The sequence below is a fragment of the Mesorhizobium sp. M0119 genome (genome assembly GCF_040322615.1).
Classification (GTDB): Bacteria; Pseudomonadota; Alphaproteobacteria; order Rhizobiales; family Rhizobiaceae; genus Mesorhizobium.
Window position 1 is genome coordinate 49,265 of sequence record NZ_JAMYTU010000028.1, and the last position, 15,329, is coordinate 64,593.

At 63.1% G+C, this 15,329-nt stretch carries 24 protein-coding genes; 8 read left to right on the forward strand and 16 right to left on the reverse strand.

Going from position 1 to position 15,329, the window contains the following annotated elements:
* Positions 1-91: 91 nt before the first annotated feature.
* The 3 genes from NKJ40_RS22840 to NKJ40_RS22850 are packed head-to-tail and all read left to right on the forward strand — an operon-like array spanning position 92 to position 638.
* Positions 92-307: a DUF2934 domain-containing protein gene (locus NKJ40_RS22840; protein ID WP_352468019.1), complete on the forward strand. Its 216-nt coding sequence runs from the start codon at positions 92-94 to the stop codon at positions 305-307.
* 5 nt (positions 308-312) lie between these two features.
* Complete coding sequence (locus NKJ40_RS22845; RefSeq protein WP_352468020.1) at positions 313-441, forward strand: hypothetical protein; 129 nt, start codon at positions 313-315, stop codon at positions 439-441.
* An 8-nt stretch (positions 442-449) separates the two neighbouring features.
* Entirely contained in the window at positions 450-638 is a 189-nt protein-coding gene (locus NKJ40_RS22850) for a hypothetical protein (RefSeq protein ID WP_352457405.1), read from the forward strand.
* Here NKJ40_RS22850 and NKJ40_RS22855 read toward each other — a convergent pair.
* From NKJ40_RS22855 to NKJ40_RS22880, 6 genes are all read right to left on the reverse strand, one after another.
* Positions 624-1,385, reverse strand: coding sequence for a GntR family transcriptional regulator (locus NKJ40_RS22855; RefSeq protein WP_084641055.1), 762 nt, complete (start codon positions 1,383-1,385; stop codon positions 624-626). The genes NKJ40_RS22850 and NKJ40_RS22855 overlap by 15 nt on opposite strands.
* Before the next feature lie 70 nt (positions 1,386-1,455).
* Positions 1,456-2,238 (reverse strand): SDR family NAD(P)-dependent oxidoreductase, encoded by a 783-nt coding sequence (locus NKJ40_RS22860; RefSeq protein WP_352468021.1) that lies wholly within the window; start codon positions 2,236-2,238, stop codon positions 1,456-1,458.
* A gap of 98 nt (positions 2,239-2,336) precedes the next feature.
* Positions 2,337-3,251 (reverse strand): PfkB family carbohydrate kinase, encoded by a 915-nt coding sequence (locus NKJ40_RS22865; RefSeq protein ID WP_352468022.1) that lies wholly within the window; start codon positions 3,249-3,251, stop codon positions 2,337-2,339.
* Entirely contained in the window at positions 3,248-4,447 is a 1,200-nt protein-coding gene (gene uxuA, locus NKJ40_RS22870; RefSeq protein ID WP_352468023.1) for a mannonate dehydratase, read from the reverse strand. The genes NKJ40_RS22865 and uxuA overlap by 4 nt, the downstream gene beginning before the upstream one ends.
* Positions 4,448-4,594: 147 nt before the next feature.
* Positions 4,595-5,254 (reverse strand): ThuA domain-containing protein, encoded by a 660-nt coding sequence (locus tag NKJ40_RS22875; protein ID WP_352468024.1) that lies wholly within the window; start codon positions 5,252-5,254, stop codon positions 4,595-4,597.
* Between the two features lie 11 nt (positions 5,255-5,265).
* Positions 5,266-6,363 (reverse strand): Gfo/Idh/MocA family protein, encoded by a 1,098-nt coding sequence (locus tag NKJ40_RS22880; RefSeq protein WP_352468025.1) that lies wholly within the window; start codon positions 6,361-6,363, stop codon positions 5,266-5,268.
* A gap of 266 nt (positions 6,364-6,629) precedes the next feature.
* Here NKJ40_RS22880 and NKJ40_RS22885 point away from each other — a divergent pair, with 266 nt between their 5' ends.
* Positions 6,630-7,538 carry a dihydrodipicolinate synthase family protein gene (locus tag NKJ40_RS22885; RefSeq protein ID WP_352468026.1) on the forward strand — a complete coding sequence of 303 codons (909 nt, stop codon included), beginning with the start codon at positions 6,630-6,632 and terminating at the stop codon, positions 7,536-7,538.
* On the opposite strand, the gene NKJ40_RS22890 is transcribed toward NKJ40_RS22885, so the two are convergent.
* The 6 genes from NKJ40_RS22890 to NKJ40_RS22915 all read right to left on the reverse strand — a co-directional run bounded on the left by NKJ40_RS22890 (position 7,539) and on the right by NKJ40_RS22915 (position 10,017).
* On the reverse strand, positions 7,539-7,937 hold the full coding sequence (locus NKJ40_RS22890) for a DUF1801 domain-containing protein (RefSeq protein ID WP_292654454.1): 399 nt from the start codon (positions 7,935-7,937) through the stop codon (positions 7,539-7,541).
* 91 nt (positions 7,938-8,028) lie between these two features.
* A complete protein-coding gene (locus tag NKJ40_RS22895; RefSeq protein WP_352468027.1) occupies positions 8,029-8,499 on the reverse strand; it encodes a DUF1801 domain-containing protein in 471 nt (156 codons plus the stop codon).
* A 4-nt stretch (positions 8,500-8,503) separates the two neighbouring features.
* A complete protein-coding gene (locus tag NKJ40_RS22900) occupies positions 8,504-8,734 on the reverse strand; it encodes a hypothetical protein (protein ID WP_352468028.1) in 231 nt (76 codons plus the stop codon).
* An 85-nt stretch (positions 8,735-8,819) separates the two neighbouring features.
* Complete coding sequence (locus tag NKJ40_RS22905) at positions 8,820-9,212, reverse strand: VOC family protein (protein WP_352468029.1); 393 nt, start codon at positions 9,210-9,212, stop codon at positions 8,820-8,822.
* 74 nt (positions 9,213-9,286) lie between these two features.
* On the reverse strand, positions 9,287-9,697 hold the full coding sequence (locus tag NKJ40_RS22910; RefSeq protein ID WP_352468030.1) for an SRPBCC family protein: 411 nt from the start codon (positions 9,695-9,697) through the stop codon (positions 9,287-9,289).
* Entirely contained in the window at positions 9,694-10,017 is a 324-nt protein-coding gene (locus tag NKJ40_RS22915) for an ArsR/SmtB family transcription factor (RefSeq protein ID WP_023716560.1), read from the reverse strand. The genes NKJ40_RS22910 and NKJ40_RS22915 overlap by 4 nt, the downstream gene beginning before the upstream one ends.
* Positions 10,018-10,215: 198 nt before the next feature.
* On the opposite strand from NKJ40_RS22915, the gene NKJ40_RS22920 reads away from it, so the two are divergent.
* From NKJ40_RS22920 to NKJ40_RS22935, 4 genes are all read left to right on the forward strand, one after another.
* Positions 10,216-10,458 (forward strand): type II toxin-antitoxin system Phd/YefM family antitoxin, encoded by a 243-nt coding sequence (locus tag NKJ40_RS22920; RefSeq protein WP_352468031.1) that lies wholly within the window; start codon positions 10,216-10,218, stop codon positions 10,456-10,458.
* Entirely contained in the window at positions 10,458-10,883 is a 426-nt protein-coding gene (locus NKJ40_RS22925; RefSeq protein ID WP_352468038.1) for a type II toxin-antitoxin system VapC family toxin, read from the forward strand. The genes NKJ40_RS22920 and NKJ40_RS22925 overlap by 1 nt, the downstream gene beginning before the upstream one ends.
* Positions 10,884-11,005: 122 nt before the next feature.
* Positions 11,006-11,236: an AbrB/MazE/SpoVT family DNA-binding domain-containing protein gene (locus tag NKJ40_RS22930; RefSeq protein WP_352468032.1), complete on the forward strand. Its 231-nt coding sequence runs from the start codon at positions 11,006-11,008 to the stop codon at positions 11,234-11,236.
* Positions 11,226-11,633, forward strand: coding sequence for a PIN domain-containing protein (locus NKJ40_RS22935; RefSeq protein WP_352468033.1), 408 nt, complete (start codon positions 11,226-11,228; stop codon positions 11,631-11,633). Before NKJ40_RS22930 ends, NKJ40_RS22935 begins: the two co-directional genes overlap by 11 nt.
* Positions 11,634-11,720: 87 nt before the next feature.
* Here the strand turns inward: NKJ40_RS22935 and NKJ40_RS22940 are convergent, their stop codons facing one another.
* The 4 genes from NKJ40_RS22940 to NKJ40_RS22955 form a co-directional block, all read right to left on the reverse strand.
* Positions 11,721-12,977, reverse strand: coding sequence for an RNA polymerase sigma factor (locus tag NKJ40_RS22940; protein WP_352468034.1), 1,257 nt, complete (start codon positions 12,975-12,977; stop codon positions 11,721-11,723).
* A gap of 85 nt (positions 12,978-13,062) precedes the next feature.
* Positions 13,063-13,464: a YciI family protein gene (locus tag NKJ40_RS22945; protein ID WP_352468035.1), complete on the reverse strand. Its 402-nt coding sequence runs from the start codon at positions 13,462-13,464 to the stop codon at positions 13,063-13,065.
* A gap of 204 nt (positions 13,465-13,668) precedes the next feature.
* Positions 13,669-14,451 carry an ABC transporter ATP-binding protein gene (locus tag NKJ40_RS22950; RefSeq protein ID WP_352468036.1) on the reverse strand — a complete coding sequence of 261 codons (783 nt, stop codon included), beginning with the start codon at positions 14,449-14,451 and terminating at the stop codon, positions 13,669-13,671.
* Positions 14,452-14,461: 10 nt separating this feature from the next.
* On the reverse strand, positions 14,462-15,328 hold the full coding sequence (locus NKJ40_RS22955) for an ABC transporter permease (protein ID WP_502903745.1): 867 nt from the start codon (positions 15,326-15,328) through the stop codon (positions 14,462-14,464).
* Position 15,329: the final 1 nt, after the last annotated feature.

The window sequence follows — 15,329 nt, forward strand, 5'->3', positions numbered from 1 at the left end:
GGTGATCAGGTCAACTGAACCGCGATGAACGGCGCTGGCACCGCGGAACAAACCAGCGATCGCCGGATTAGGGGATGAGGAGGCAAAGGCCATGGACAGGAAAGAGCGTATCAGGCAGCGAGCCCATGAGATCTGGGAGCGCGAAGGCCGTCCGCAAGGACGCGAGCGCGAGCACTGGGATCAGGCCGTGCAGGAGATCGAAGCTGAGGGTTCCGAGGCCGAACGCGGCCCGGTCGTGCCCGATCCAACGGTCGAGGCCGGCTCCGATCCGGAGGCACGCGGCAGCAAGCGGCGGCGAGGGACATGAGGCCGATGCCTCGTTTCGTCGCCTGGATCGTGGTCGTACTGGTCGTGCTGTTCGCCGCCTGGCTGATGATCGGGCGCGACAGAATCGGCGGCGGAGGTCAGCCCACGCCGCACGCAATTGATCAAAATGGATAGGAGCCGACATGACGGGAACCGATACTCATCCTGAACAAGACCCGGCGGAAGGATCGCGATCGATAGTGGAAAAGCAGCTCCGCAAGGAGCAAGGCGGCGAGGGTCAAGATCGCAAAGCCGAGCCAGCTTCCGACAAATCCGGCAGCAAGACCAAGACGCCTTCGGAAGCGCGCAAGAAAGGCTCAGGCTTGGATTGAGCCAGCCGAAAGCGGGCTCACACTGCCGTTTGCCTCGAAATAATGGGGATAGCGCTCCCGGACGATTTCGAGCACCTCGAAGATGCGGCGAAGATGCGTTCGCATCGCCTCTTCCGCGGCAAGGGCGTCGGCCTGCTCGAGCGCATCGACGATCCGCCGATGTTGGCCGAGAACCACCGACATGCTGTCGAGGCGCGGGAAAGACAGGAAGCGGAAGCGGTCCATGTGCAGCTTCGCCGCGCTGATGTCGGCCCAGATTCCGGGGAAGCCGGCATGGCTGGCGATGTGCTGATGGAACAGCTCGTCCGACTTGAAGAAGCGCCTGTCGTCCGCGATGGAGGCGAACGTCTCCTGGACCGCCAGTTCGCCTTTGAGCACGGCAAGCAGGTCGGCACGGCGCGGGCTCTCGACCGCGCGCTTGATCAGGCCGACTTCGAGCGCTTCGCGCAGAAACTGCGATTTCTCGAGATCGGCAATCCGCAGCGGCGCCACCATGCTGCCGCGCTGCGGATAAATGTCGATCAAGCCAAGACCGGCCAGCCGGGCGAGCGCCTCCCTGACCGGCGTGCGGCTCACGCCGAGGGCTTCCGACATCGCCTTTTCAGAAATCAGCTCGTGCGGCTTCAGGCGGAAGGTCAGGATCTGGTCGAGCAAAACCTCGAACGTCCTAGCCGCAACTGAAGCGCCGGGGGCGGTTTCGCCGAGCCGCCCCTCGGTGATGGTCCGCATTCCCAAAAGCCCTGCCATCGGCGACCCCTTATAGGCTCTGCAGCTTCAAGTCGTTCATGAAATGCCTGCGCAAGCAGCAGCGCCGACGTTATTCCTTGCGCGGAGAACCGCCGATGCGCGCCAGCAGGCCGCCATCGACGCGTACGACCTCGCCGGTGACGAAGGAGGCATCGTCGGACAGCAGGAAGGCAACGACTGCGGCAATCTCTTGCGGCTGGGCGGTACGGCCGAGCGGATGCATATTGTCGAGGATGCGCAGGATCTCGTCGGGCTTATCGTTGAGCTTGACCGCATCCCGCAGCATCGGCGTGTCGACCGCACCCGGAGCGACGGCATTGACGCGCACGCCGAGCGGCGCATAGTCGACGGCCATCGATTTGACTAGGCCGATCAGGCCGTGCTTGGCCGCGCTGTAGGCCAGAACCCCTTCCTGGCTGGCCAGACCCTGCACCGAGCTCATATGGACGATGGCGCCGCGGCTTTGCCGCAGCAGCGGCATCGCCGCGCGGGAGAGCAGGTAGGCAGCCTTGAGGTTGACGTTCATCACCTCGTCCCAAAGCGCCTCGTCCGTGGTCTCCACCGTTCCGTAACGCTGGATGCCGGCATTGTGGGAGAGCATGTCGAGCCCGCCGAACGCGGACCGGGCAAGCTCGACGGCGCGGCCACAGGCTTCAGTGTCGGCGGTCGAGCCAAGCACGGTGTGCACGGTCACGCCGCGCCCCGAAAGCTGTGCCGCTACCTCATCCAACTGATCGCCCGCCCGGTCGAACAGGATCAGGTCGACGCCTTGCTCGGCCAGTCTTTCGGCGACAGCACGGCCGATGCCCATGGCCGCCCCGGTGACCAGTGCGCGTTTTTTGAACTCAGCCATTTATCCTCCCTCGAACAGTTGCGCAGAGACTGCCATGGTAGTCGACGGGCGCCACTTGACGTGCTCTTTCCACCGAGCCGGCCCAAGCGTGTTCGGCATCATGTCGATCCTTGCATGAAAGCCAGCGTTTCCGCGCGCGTCGGTGCGCCAAGACGTCCGCCAAAGCGCAGGCATTTCAGGGCGGCGGCGGCGCTGGCCACTGCTATCGCCCGCTCTTCGTCCCAACCTTCGGCCAGGCCGAGAGCGAAGGTGCCGTGGAACACGTCGCCTGCCGCCAGAGTGTCGACGGCTTCGACCCGCGGCGACGGCAGATGACGGACGTCATTGCTGCCCGAGTAGCGGAACACGGTGCCGTTCGCGCCATCGGTGACCGCCACGAAGGCGCCGGTCCGTTCGCCGAGAATGGCGACGGCAGAACCGGCGGATATCTCCGGACCGCAAAGGATGCGTGCCGCCGGCAGCGAAGCAACGACGTGCGAGGCGAGCGGTAGCAGCCGGTCGAGCACCGGTCGCGACGCGACATCGGCGTCAAGGATCGCCGGGATGCCGCACTCGCGAGCCTTCGCCAGCGCCAGGGCCGCGGCTCCGGGCCAGCGGACATCAACCAGCACGGCGTCGAAGTGGGAAAAATCCGCGGGCGGAAGACGGTCAGGATCAGCTTGCGTGACTGCATCGTAGAAGGGCACAATCATACGCTCGCCGGCGGCATCGACCAGGATGGTGGCAATGGCCGAGCGGCCACCTTCAACCCTGCGCACCAACGAACAGTCGACCCGCTCCGCCTCCATCTGGCCGATGACATCGCGGCCGACAGCATCGTTGCCGACGCTTGCCCATAGCCAGACCTGCCCGCCCTGGCGGCTGGCCGACGCGGCCGCGCTTGCTGCCATGCCGGCCGCGATCTGCACGGCCTCGCTTGGCAGGAACTTGCCGGCGCCGGAGGGCAGGACATCGAGGCGCAAGATCGTGTCGTAGGTGAGCGCGCCGACGCAGAGCAGGCGGGGCGCCGTCATTGCAGCCGGTAGCCGCGCTGATGGGCAATCGCCGTCATCACGCCTCTCAATTCGGCAAGGCCGCGAAGACGGCCGATCACGGGGTAGCCGGGATGGGTGTGCCGCGCGGCGTCATCGATCAGCTCGTGGCCATGATCCGGGCGAAACGGCAGCAGCGCCGCCGGTTCCCCGGCGTCGCGGCGGCGTTGCTGCTCGTCGAGCAAGATCGAAACCACCGAGACCATGTCGACATCGCCGCTCAGATGCTCGGATTCCATGAACGAGCCGTCCGGGTCCTTGCTGACGTTGCGCAGATGCACGAAGTTTATCTTGTGCGCAAAGCGCCTGGCGATGGCGGGCACGTCATTGGCCGGGTTGGCGCCCAGCGACCCCGTGCACAAGGTGAGGCCGCTATGGGCCGATGGCACGGCGTCCAGGATAAGGGCGATGTCGTCGGCGTTCTTGACGATCCGGCACAGGCCGACGAGATCGCGCGGCGGATCGTCCGGGTGGATCGCCAACGTGACGCCCGCCTCTTCGGCCGCCGGCAGCACGTTTTCGAGAAACCGGACGAGATTCTCGCGCAGCCGGTCGTGCGACAGGCTCGACTGCTCGGCCACCACTTCGCGCAATTCCGCTATGTCATAGCGCTTGAAGGCGCCCGGCAGGCCGGCCATGATGTTGGCGAGCAGACGCTCTTTTGACGTATCCGGCGTCGTCTCGAACCATTCGCTCGCCCGCTGGAGAACATCGGACGCATAGTCGCGCTCCGATCCCTTGCGCTGCAGCATGTAGCAATCGAACGCGGCAAGCTCGTGCATGTTCATGCGGAGCGCCCGTCCGCCGCCCGACAGCGGCGCAGCCAGGTCGGTCCGGGTCCAGTCGAGGATCAGCATGAAGTTGTAGCAGACCGTGCGCACACCGCAGGCGCCAAAATTGCGTAAGGTCTGCCTGAAATTGTCGTAGAGCCGATCGAGATCGCCGCGGCCGAGCTTGATGTCCTCGTGCACGGGCACACTCTCGACGACGCTCCATTTGAGGCCCATCGCCGGATCCGCCTCGATAAGCGCCTGGCGCTGCCTGATGGCGTCGATCGGCCAGACTTCGCCGTAGGGGATGTCGTGCAATGCCGTCACGATGCCGGTCGCGCCGGCCTGCCTGGCATGGGCAAGCGTTGCCGCGTCGCTCGGACCAAACCATCGCCACGTCTGCTCCATTCGACCTCCAGCTACGGAATTTCCGATGAGACCGCTGTATTGGATGCTACCATGGCAGTCAATTGCCTGCAGTCCAGTGCCTGTGTCGGCGTTCGGGCGGCCGCCCTATGAAAGATTACAACGATACGTGGCGTTCGGATTGAACGGCTACGCAAGGTCCCAGTTTCGGCTGGCCCAAATCGCGCCGCGTTCGAACATCGTGCGCATTTGCGGCACGGCGAACTCGTCGGCGGTGTGGCCGAGCGCGCTGTAAAAGACGCGGCCCTTGCCGTAGCGGCGCTTCCAGACAACCGGCATGACGACGCCGGCGATGAAATCGAGATGCTCGCCGGTGAAAGTCGTCGTCGCCAGCACCTCGTTGGTCGGATCGACATGCATGTAATACTGCTCAGAACGGTAGGCGAAACTATCGATGCCCTGCATGACCGGATCGTCTGGCCTGGTGATGTCGACGTGATAGTCGATGATGTTGCCGGGATGGGCGACCCACTGGCCGCCGGTCATGAACTGGTATTCCGGCTCGTTGCGGAAGCTGTCGCACATGGTGCCGTGAAAGCCTGCAAGGCCGGTGCCGGCCCCGACGGCGCTGGTCAGGTTTTGCAACTCCGGCTTTTCGATCGTCGACATGGTGATCACCGGGACGATGAGATCGAGCTTGCCCAGCTGCGGATCGGCAAGCGTCGAAGTCCCCTGCTCCAGCCGCACGTCAAAGCCGTTGCCGGCCAGCATCTCCTTGACGATTTCGGCGCTTCGGGCCGGGGTGTGACCTTCCCAGCCGCCCCAGAAAATCAATGCCGTCTTGCTCATCGCGTTATTCCCTATTCCAGAATTCCGAAAGGCAGGTCGGCGCGCATCGGCGCCGGCCGGGCGCAGCCATATCTGAGGTCGATACGCTGCCCTATCTCTGCTGAAGAGATGATCGATTCCATGATTTCCAGGACATGGAGGGAAAGATCGAGACTGGCACGGTGCTGTCTGCCGGAGACGATCGCCTGCGCCATGTCGGCGAGGCCGAGGCCCCGGTAATTGCCGTCGCCATAGGAATGGATCTGATCGGCCACGGTCCAGTCGCCCTTGCGCTGGCTGGTCCTGATGTCGCCCTGGAACTGGTTGGGATCGGAGACAATCATCGAGCCCGTGGTTCCGTAAAGTTCGATGTGATTGTGTTCATGCTTCCAGACGTCGAAGCTGGTGGTGATCGAGACCGCGGCGCCATTCTCGAATGTGAGCAGGCCGGAAATATGGGTCGGCACCTCGACCTGGATCGTTTCGCCCTGGCGCGGTCCAGAACCGATGGTGCGGGTTGGATAGGATGACTTTGCCTGCCCGATCACCGATTTTGCCGGACCCAGAAGGTTAACCAGGCAGGTCAGATAGTACGGTCCCATGTCGAGCATCGGCCCACCGCCCGGCTGATAGTAGAAATCCGGATTGGGATGCCAGAGCTCGTGGCCGGGCACCTGCATGAAGGCAGAGCCGGCGACAATGGTCCCAACCGTATCCTCATCGACCAGCCGCCGCGCCGTCTGGTGGGAGCCGCCAAGAAAGGTGTCGGGTGCGCAGCCGACACGCACGCCCTGTTCGCGCGCGGCCGCGACGAGCCGCTCGGCGTCGCTGAGCGTCGTTGCCAGCGGCTTCTCCGAATAGACGTGCTTGCCTTGCCCGACAGCTTGCAAGCCGACCGGCACATGATGCTGCGGCGTCGTCAGATTGAGCACGATCTCGACGCGCGGATCGGCCAACAGCGCGTCGACCGGCATGGCAGCCAGGCCGTAGGCCGCTGCCTTGGCCTCGGCCGCCGTCCGATTGATGTCGGCGACGCCGACAATGTCGAGCACCGGAAATTGTGGCGACGCCTTCAGATAGGCATCCGAAATGTTGCCGCAGCCGATAATGCCGACACCGATCCTCCGCATGGGCTTCTCCTCAAAAGGCGGCATTGATGAAACAGCAGAACTCGTTTGTCACCCCCCTTTCGGCCAGACGACGTTATCCCGTGACAAGGATATACCTCGAGAGCCTCAGAACCGCCGCTCGATCACAATCGCGCGCCTATGCGCGAGCCGCTTGCTTTCGAGGTCGAACGCCCGGTACTCAGCAACACTGCTTCATGTAGCTTGCTCGACATTCTTGATGCCGGGCTTTGAGCACTGCACAGATTTTCACCGGTAGAAGGACGCACATGATCCGCCCGCAAGGAACCATCGCACCGATCCTGACGCCGTTCGAAAACGACGGCCGCATTGCCCGCAACCTCTGGATATCACACGCCAAGTGGGTGCTGGATCAGGGAGCGCATTTCCTGTCGCCGTTCGGCACCACGGGCGAGGCGTTGTCCGTCTCGTTGCGCGAGCGCATGCAAGCGCTGGAGTGGCTGGTCGAGGCCGGCATTTCGCCAGGCCATCTGATGCCCGGCACCGGTGTCACAGCACTTGCCGAAACCGTCGAGCTGACGGCGCATGCGGTCGGTCTCGGCTGTGCCGGGGTGATGGTGCTGCCGTCGTTCTTCTATACGGCCGCCGGCGACAACGGCCAGGCCCGCTACTACAGCGAGCTGATCGAACGGGTGGCGAACCCGGCAATGAGAATGATCCTCTACCATATCCCGCAGAATTCCGGCGTACCGGTGAGCCCGGCGCTGACCGCCCGGTTGAGCGAAGCGTTTCCCGATGTCGTGGTGGCTTACAAGGACAGCGCCGGCGATTGGAACAACACCGCCGAGGTCATTGCGGCAGCCCCAAGAGTCGCGGTGTTCCCGAGCTCGGAAGCACAGCTGACGAAAGGCCTCGCCAACGGTGCTGCCGGCTGCATCTCGGCGACAGTCAATCTGAATGCCGCAGCGATCCGGGCCCTCTACGACGCCGCGCTGGCGGGAGAGGACACTACCGACGCGGACGCCGCTATCAAGGCATTCCGCAAAATCATCCAGGACGCCGGCCTCATCGCCGCGATGAAGGCAGTGCTGGCGGTACGGTCTGGCGACAGTCGCTGGCTGAACCTGCGCGCGCCGCATGAGAACGCGACGCAAGCCACCGGCGAAGCTTTGCTCGCCGCTCTCGGCCCGCTAGCCGACCATATCGGCCAGAGCTGACTATCGGGCCGTGTTCAGGGCGGCAGCAGCGCGTATCAGCGCCTTGAACGCATTCTCATCTATGTCCTCGCCCTCACGGATATCGATGGCGCGCCTGGTGTTGCCTTCGAGGCTGGAGTTGAACAGGCCTGAAGGATCCGGCAGGGAGGCGCCCTTTGCGAAGGTCACCTTCACGACGTTCTTGTAGGTCTCGCCGGTGCAGATTATTCCGGCGTGCGACCACACCGGAACACCTCGCCACTTCCACTCCTCGACCACTTCCGGGTCAGCCTGCTTGACGAGAGCGCGGACATGGGAAAGCGTCTTGCCTCGCCAATCGCCCAGCTCACTGATCCTCGCATCGATCAGCTGAGAGGGAGAGCTCTCTGCATTTCCTTCCATAGAGCCACTCTTCATCATCATTGTCGCTTTCCCTGCGGTTGTTGCCGCTCGCCCGTCAGATGAATACCGCTAGTCGGCACCGGGTTTGCGGGAATGACTGGCATTCCACTCACATTCGCTCGCCAGGCAACTGGCTGGCTTGCTTTACCCAGTCGGTGAGTTGAGCTTCGTCGAGCTGGTCGTCCTCGCGGATGTCGAGGTAGCGCACGTCCTTGTGCTTGGACTCGCCTGGAGGGACAGGCTGCAGCGACGTGCCGCGGAAGAAAGCCAGCTTGATGTACTTTGTGAAGCAATGGAAGTTGAGGAACCAGCCTTGACCTTCTACGCCATAGAAGGGCGAGTTCCATTTGACGGCCTTGCGCAGGTTGGGAACGTTGTGCTCGATGAGTGCGTCGAGGCGGTGCCCGACGTCGCGTTTCCAGCCCGGCATGGCCGCGATGTAGGCCTGCACAGGAGCGTCACCATCACCCTTCGGGATCTGCGGGTTGCCGCCTGCGAGGGGGACCGGCTTTGCGGCTGCAGGCTTCGCGGCTGGCTTCTTCACGACCGCCGATGACTCGATAGACGTCTTATTGGCCATGCATTCACTCCAATGCGCCGGTGCCCCCTGCGCTGCGCCACTTGGGCGCGTAAGGCAGCACGAACATGTACAGTCCGGTAAGCAGGAGCAAGCCGAGTGGAAACAGCGGCAAGAGGTACACCCAGTAGGCGGGTTCCTTGCCTACTCCCAGGCTGATGAAGATGGCGGCGACGACCGCCGCAAAGATAATCGACAGCCAGCGGTGGATCTGCCGAACCCATTTGTTCCAATCCATTGAGACCTCCTCTGAAGACGAACCGAGCGGATCGGCGGCCCGTTTGGCGGCTCTCGCCGGGGTGCCACGCCACCGAACGCGTGCTTTACCGGCGCGCCAGCTGGGTGATTTGAACGAGATTGCCGCAGTTGTCGTTCAGCTGGGCGATGGTCGAGCCGGTTACCTCGGTCGGCGGCATCGTGAACTCGGCGCCGCGCGCTTTGATGCGCTCGTAATCGCTCTTGACGTTATCGGTGAAGAACATGACCGCGGGCTGGCCCTGCTGGAAAATGGCTTTCTGGTAGGCCTTTGCGGCCGGGTTGTCATTGAGCGCGAGTTGCAGCTCGGTCCCGTCCGGCTCGTCGGGTGATGCGACGGTCAGCCAGCGAAACGGCCCATTGCTGAAATCGGCCTCTTTCGCAAAGCCAAGCGTTTCGGTGTAGAAACCCAGAGCCTTTTCCTGGTCATCCACGTATACTTTGGTCAACTTGATCTTCATTGGCTTGCCTCCATTATCGCCCCGCCATCTGCCGCTCTGTAACAGAGTCCCTGCTTGAATAGCGCCCGCGGATCTCAGTCCGTCCGAGCCAGAACCTGCTCCAGATCGTCAAAGAATCTCGGCCAGCCGACTTTGGCACCCCGGAAGTAAGGCTGCTGATCCGGCCGGAAGCCCGACTGCTCCATGCGCAAGCGGACCCCGGTATTCGTGGGGGTGAGGGTCCAGGAGACGACACTCTTGAGATCCTTGGTATCCCACGTGTAAGTCAGCGTTCTGTTCGGCTCGACCGTCTGCACCTGACACTCGACAGAGCCCCAGGCTGCGTGAAGATTGAAGCGGTGGTTCGCGACAGGTTTGAAGTCATTTTTCATGAGCCACTCCTCGATCAAGTGTGGTTGCGTGAGCGCGCGCCAGATCTTCTCGGGCGGATAAGCGATTTCCCGTTCGACAATGACGGAGAGCGTTTCGGTCGCCATTTCGTTCACTGGTCCATCCTTTTGAGCAGGTCTTCGAGGTCGTCGAACCGGCTCTGCCAGAACCCGGTCATCTGGCTTGTCCAGTCGATCAGGGGGGCAAGCGCGGCGAGCTGCGCGCTGTAATGGGTCTGCCGTCCTGCATGGCGGTCGCGCACGAGCCCGGCTTGCCTCAAAACGCCGAGATGTTTTGACACGGCCGGTTGCGAGATCCCGGCCTGAGCCGTCAGAGCCCCGACCGTCTGCTCTCCTTCACGACACAGTCGCTCAAAAATAGCGCGCCGAGTCGGATCGGCAAGCGTTCTGAAGAGCACATCGTGAGCGTTTGGCATTGGGATCGATAACCCTTCGGCTATTGATCGACGTATAACCATCGGGATATGCATGAGTCAAGCGGGAAGCGGCATAATTCTCGCTGCAGGAGCGATCACCTGCTTCGCTCACGCAGCCAGTTGCTTATTCGCCGTGCTCTGCACTGGAATTGTCACGCGTTATGCGCTACATGACCATCTACATGGTCAGGAGCTGAGATGGACGCGGTCAATTTGGCGGACGCCAAGGCACATCTGAGTGAGCTCGTCGACCGGGTCGAGGCTGGAGACTCGATCGACATAACCCGGCGTGGCAAGCCGGTCGCCAGGCTCACGGCCGTGGCCCGCCCTCGCAAACGGATCGACGCCGTCCTGCTCCAATCCCTGACCGCAACCATGCCTCTGCAGGCTCAGGCTGCCGCCGATCTGGTGCGATCGATGCGAGATGGCGATCGCTATTGATGTTCTATCTCGATACTTCGCTGATCGTCGCGGCGCTATCCAACGAAGCCATCACCGCGCGCGTTCAGGGCTGGCTGGCGGAGCAGGACCCAGCGCAACTTGTGATCAGCGACTGGACCATCACCGAGATGTCCTCCGCCATGGCGATCAAGCTTCGGACCGGACAGATCGACCTGGAGCAGCGCGCAGCAGCGCTCGCGATGTCCAATAAGCTGGTCGCTGAGAGCTTCACCGTGCTGCCGGTGACGGGCGGGCATTTTCGGGTCGCCGCGAAACTCGCCGATCAGCATATGCTCGGGCTTCGTGCTGGCGACGCCCTGCACCTCGCGGCGGCATCGGAGCATGGCGCCACGGTGTGGACCCTCGACCAGCGGCTCGCCGAGGCAGGACCGATTCTAGGCGTACCGACGCAGTTGCTGGCATGATCAAGGCCTCTCCTCCAAAAATGAATATACCCAAGCTGCGAAAACCGATTGGCTGCGATCCTTGACCTTGACCCCTTCTGGATATACATTTCTTCCATCGTATATCTAGCAGAGGCAGTGACATGCAGGTTGCCAAATGGGGAAATAGTCTTGCGGTCCGCCTTCCCGCCGCTGTGGTCGAAGCGCTTGAACTCAGGGAAGGCGATGAGATCGAAATTCATGTCGCTGACGCCCGCCAGCTTGGCATCGCGCGGAAGCCCGGGCGCGAGGAGTTGCTGAAGCGTCTCCGCGCCTTCCGCGGTCGGCTTCCCGCTGACTTCAAATTCGATCGGGACGAGGCGAATGCCCGTTAGTTTTTTCGATACCAATGTCCTTCTTTATATCGCGTCAGGCGATGCGGCGAAGGCGGATCGGGCCGAGGCGGTCATCGCTGCTGGCGGGGCAATCAGCGTGCAGGTTCTCAACGAACTCACCAATGTCGCGCGTCGGAAGATGCAAATGTCATGGGACGACACGCATGCGCTGCTGACCATGCTGCGCGGCCTGTTGACGGTTCATCCGCTCACCCTCGAGACCCACGAAACAGGATTGAGGCTCGCCGAGCGGTACGGCCTTTCCACCTATGACGCCATGATAGCTTCCGCGGCGGTTCACGCTGGCTGCGATACACTTTGGTCAGAGGACATGCAGCACGCAATGGCGCTCGACGAAGGCTTGCGCATCGTTACCCCCTTTCGCGTTGCGAGCTGATCGCGCTCATTGAAGGGAGCTGGCCGGGAGCGCACTGGCGGCTTTCGGCCTTGCCGAGCCGCGCTTCGGGCACGGAGAGCGATGCTGTCAACCACAAGCGTCGGCGCGGGCGAGGAGAAAGGCCGCTTCGCGCACGTTACGGGTGAGCTTGGCCGCAGCCTCGAATTCGGCGCGGGCCTCGGCCAGCCGGCCGGCCCGAAACAGAAAATCGCCCCTCGCCGCTGGCAATGGCGCATAATTGCGCAGGGCGGCGGCGTCGGCAATCTCGTCCACCAGACGAAGGCCCGCTTCGGGCCCGAAGGCCATGCTGTGGGCGACCGCTCGATTGAGATCGACCACCGGCGAGGGCATCACTGATCGTAGCCGGTCGTAGAGCGCTGCGATGCGGGGCCAATCGGTATCGGCCGGACTGCGCGCCCGCGCATGGCAGGCTGCAAGCGCGGCTTGTAACGCATAGGGGCCGTCGCCCCCGAGAGCTTCGGCGCGAGCTAGCGCGTCAAGGCCTCGGCGGATCAGCAGTTGGTCCCAGCGTGCGCGGTTTTGCTCGGTCAGGGTCAAGAGGGCGCCGTCCGGCCCGATGCGTGCGGGCAGGCGCGATGCCTGGATTTCCATCAGAGCCAGCAGGCCGAACACCTCGGCATCCTCGGGCATCAGCCCCGCCAGCATGCGGCCCAGCCGTTGCGCCTCCAGGCACAGGCCCGGCCGGACAAGGTCGTCGCCGGCCGTGGCAGCATAGCCTTCATTGAAGATGAGATAGATGACCTCCAGCACCGAGGACAGACGCGCCGCACGCTCGGCGCCGCGCGGCACCTCGAAGCTGAGCCCGGCCTTTCCGATCGTCCTCTTCGCGCGGACGATGCGCTGGGCGATCGTCACCTCGCTCGACACGAAAGCACGGGCGATCTCGTCCGTCGTTAGACCGCCGATGACGCGCAGCGTGAGCGCCGCGCGGGCGTCGGCCGAAAGCACAGGGTGGCAGGCTGGCAAGATGAGGGCCAGCAGCTCGTCGCCAAGATCGTCGTTCATGGCCATTTCGTTTCCCTCGGCCGTACCGTCGCACTCGCCGTCCAGCTCCCGCGCGATCTCCTCATGTTTGCGCTCGCGCATCTTGTCGCGACGGATCGCGTCGATGGCGCGGTGTTTGGCGACCGTCATCAGCCAAGCGCCGGGATTGGCCGGAACGCCGGTCCTGGACCATTCGGATAGGGCTATGACCAGGGCGTCCTGCACCAGTTCCTCTGCAAGATCGACATTGCGCACTAGGCGGACCAGGCCCGCGATGAGCCGGGCCCGTTCAATGCGAAAAATCGCCCCGATCGCCTGCTGCGTCTCGCCTGCAGTCATGCTGCCTTGCCGGCCAAAGCCATAACGGAAGCAAGCAGGTTGCGGCCAACAGTCTCAGTTGCCGCTGCGCTTCTCGCGCGTCCGGTCATGGACTTCCGTGACCTCCGGCGTCAGATTCCCATTGCCAATCAGCCAACTCGTACAGCGGCCGGATTTCAATCTCGCTCGGTCCCGGCATGGGATTGGGGCAGCGCTTCACCCAGGCGACCGCCTCGTCCATGTCCTTGACTTCCCAGAGCCAAAAGCCGGCGACCAGTTCGCGGGTCTCGGCGAAAGGCCCGTCGATGACCGTCCGGCGGGGACCATCGAACGCAACGCGCTTGCCCTGCGAGGAGGGCTTGAGGCCGTCGGCGTCGAGCAAGATGCCGGCATTGCGCAGCTCGTCGTTAAATCTGCCCATCGCCTCCATCGCCTCCTTCGCCTCGGGCGTGGGGAGAAAGCCCTTTTCGCTGTCCTCGGTAGCCTTCACGAGCACCATCACACGCATCGTCTGTCTCCTTGTTGAGCCGGCCTCACCGGCGGCATCGAAACGACGAACGGAGTTTAGGAAATCGACATTGTCCTGCAAATTTTTTTCGAGGTTGAGGAGCAGGACGCCAATGGCGGCTCCCCTGGTCGGGAATTTGCGATGGCGCGATATCGAGATTGGGCGCGACGCTGGTCACCGATTGTAAGTAATTGAGTGGTCCGCCTAAACCATTTCGGGACGTTTTGAAGCCTCGCGGATCGCCTTGTGCACGCTGCGCTGCAAATCCATGAAGGCCGGGGTTTCCATGACCTCTTCCCGGCGCGGGCGCTCGATGTCGACATTGAAGGTCTGCATGATGCGTCCCGGGCCGATCCCCATCACGATGATGCGGTCCGACAAGTAGACGGCTTCTTCCACATCATGAGTGACGAAGAGCACGGTGAGCCTGTGCTCCTCCCAGATCTGCGTCAGGAGTTCCTGCATCTGATGCCTGGTCAAGGCATCGAGCGCGCCAAAGGGCTCGTCCATCAGAAGCATTTTGGGTCGATAGGAAAGAGCACGCGCTATGGCCACACGTTGCTTCATGCCGCCCGAAAGCTCAGACGGATAGCGATTGCCGCTGTGCGGGAGCTTGACCAGATCGAGATGCTCGCGCGCTATCCTGCGACATGTCGCGCGATCATGACCCGCGGCCTTGAGGGCGAACTCGATGTTCTGCTGCGCCGTCAGCCAGGGAAGCAGGGTGTAGGACTGGAAGACGACGCCGCGGTCGAGGCCCGGCTGCAGGATCGGCGCGCCATCGATGGCAAGATCTCCCGCGTCGAAATCCTGCAGTCCGGCAACGATCGACAGCAGCGTGCTCTTGCCGCAACCCGACGTGCCCACGAGCGAGACGAACTCGTTGTCGGCAAGATCGAGATTGATATCGCGCAGCACTTCCGTGCGCCGCGCGCCCGTGCCGAAGCTCTTGTGGAGACCTTTGATCCCCAATTTGGGCAAACTCATCGGCCCGGCCTCATTGCACGTGGCCCTCCTGCCGGAACAGCACTTTTCCCAGTGCCTTCATGACCTGGTCGGTGATGAGGCCAAGCACGCCCAGCAGCAGGATGTAGCCGATGATGGTGTTTGTCTGGAAATAGCGCTGGGACACGGTGATGCGGTAGCCGAGGCCTGATGTCGCCGCGACAAGTTCCGCCAACACCAGCCAGGTCCAGGCCCAGCCGAGACTGATGCGCAACGTATCCCAGATGCCCGGCAAGGCGCTGGGAACCACGATGCGCGTCAGGATCTTGCGATCCGGCAGGCCGAGCGTCCTGCCAAGGCCAATGAAATCAGCGGGAACCCGCTTCACATTGTCCATGATCATCAGCACCTGCTGGAAGAAGGTGCCGATGAAGATGATCAGGAACTTCTGGGCGTCGCCCGTCCCCGACCACAGGATGGAGAGGGGCACGAACGCGACCACCGGCATGTAGCGGATGAAATCCACGAGCGGCTCGATGGCGGCTTCCCAGGTCCTGAAACTGCCGATCAGCACGCCAATCGGAATCGCCAATGCGGAGGCGATGAGGAAGCCAATGGAAATACGGTATATCGAGGCCCTGAGATCCAGCCACAGCGTGCCGTCACCCGCGAGCTTGCCGAGCTGGGTCACCACGCTAGCCGGTGAAGGCAGGAAGATTGGCTTTACCAGCCCCAGGCCCGTTGCCGCCCACCAGGCGAGGCCGAGGCCGGCAAAGACGGCCACTGCTATCATCAGGAAGCGCGAGCGTGCGATGGGCGCGCCGCCCCAGGGGGCTGCGCGCCGGGGGCTGGCGGGGGTGTTTACGGGCCCCCGGGGGGGGGTGGGGGGGGGGTTGGTTGTTGGGGGGGGGAGGTGGATT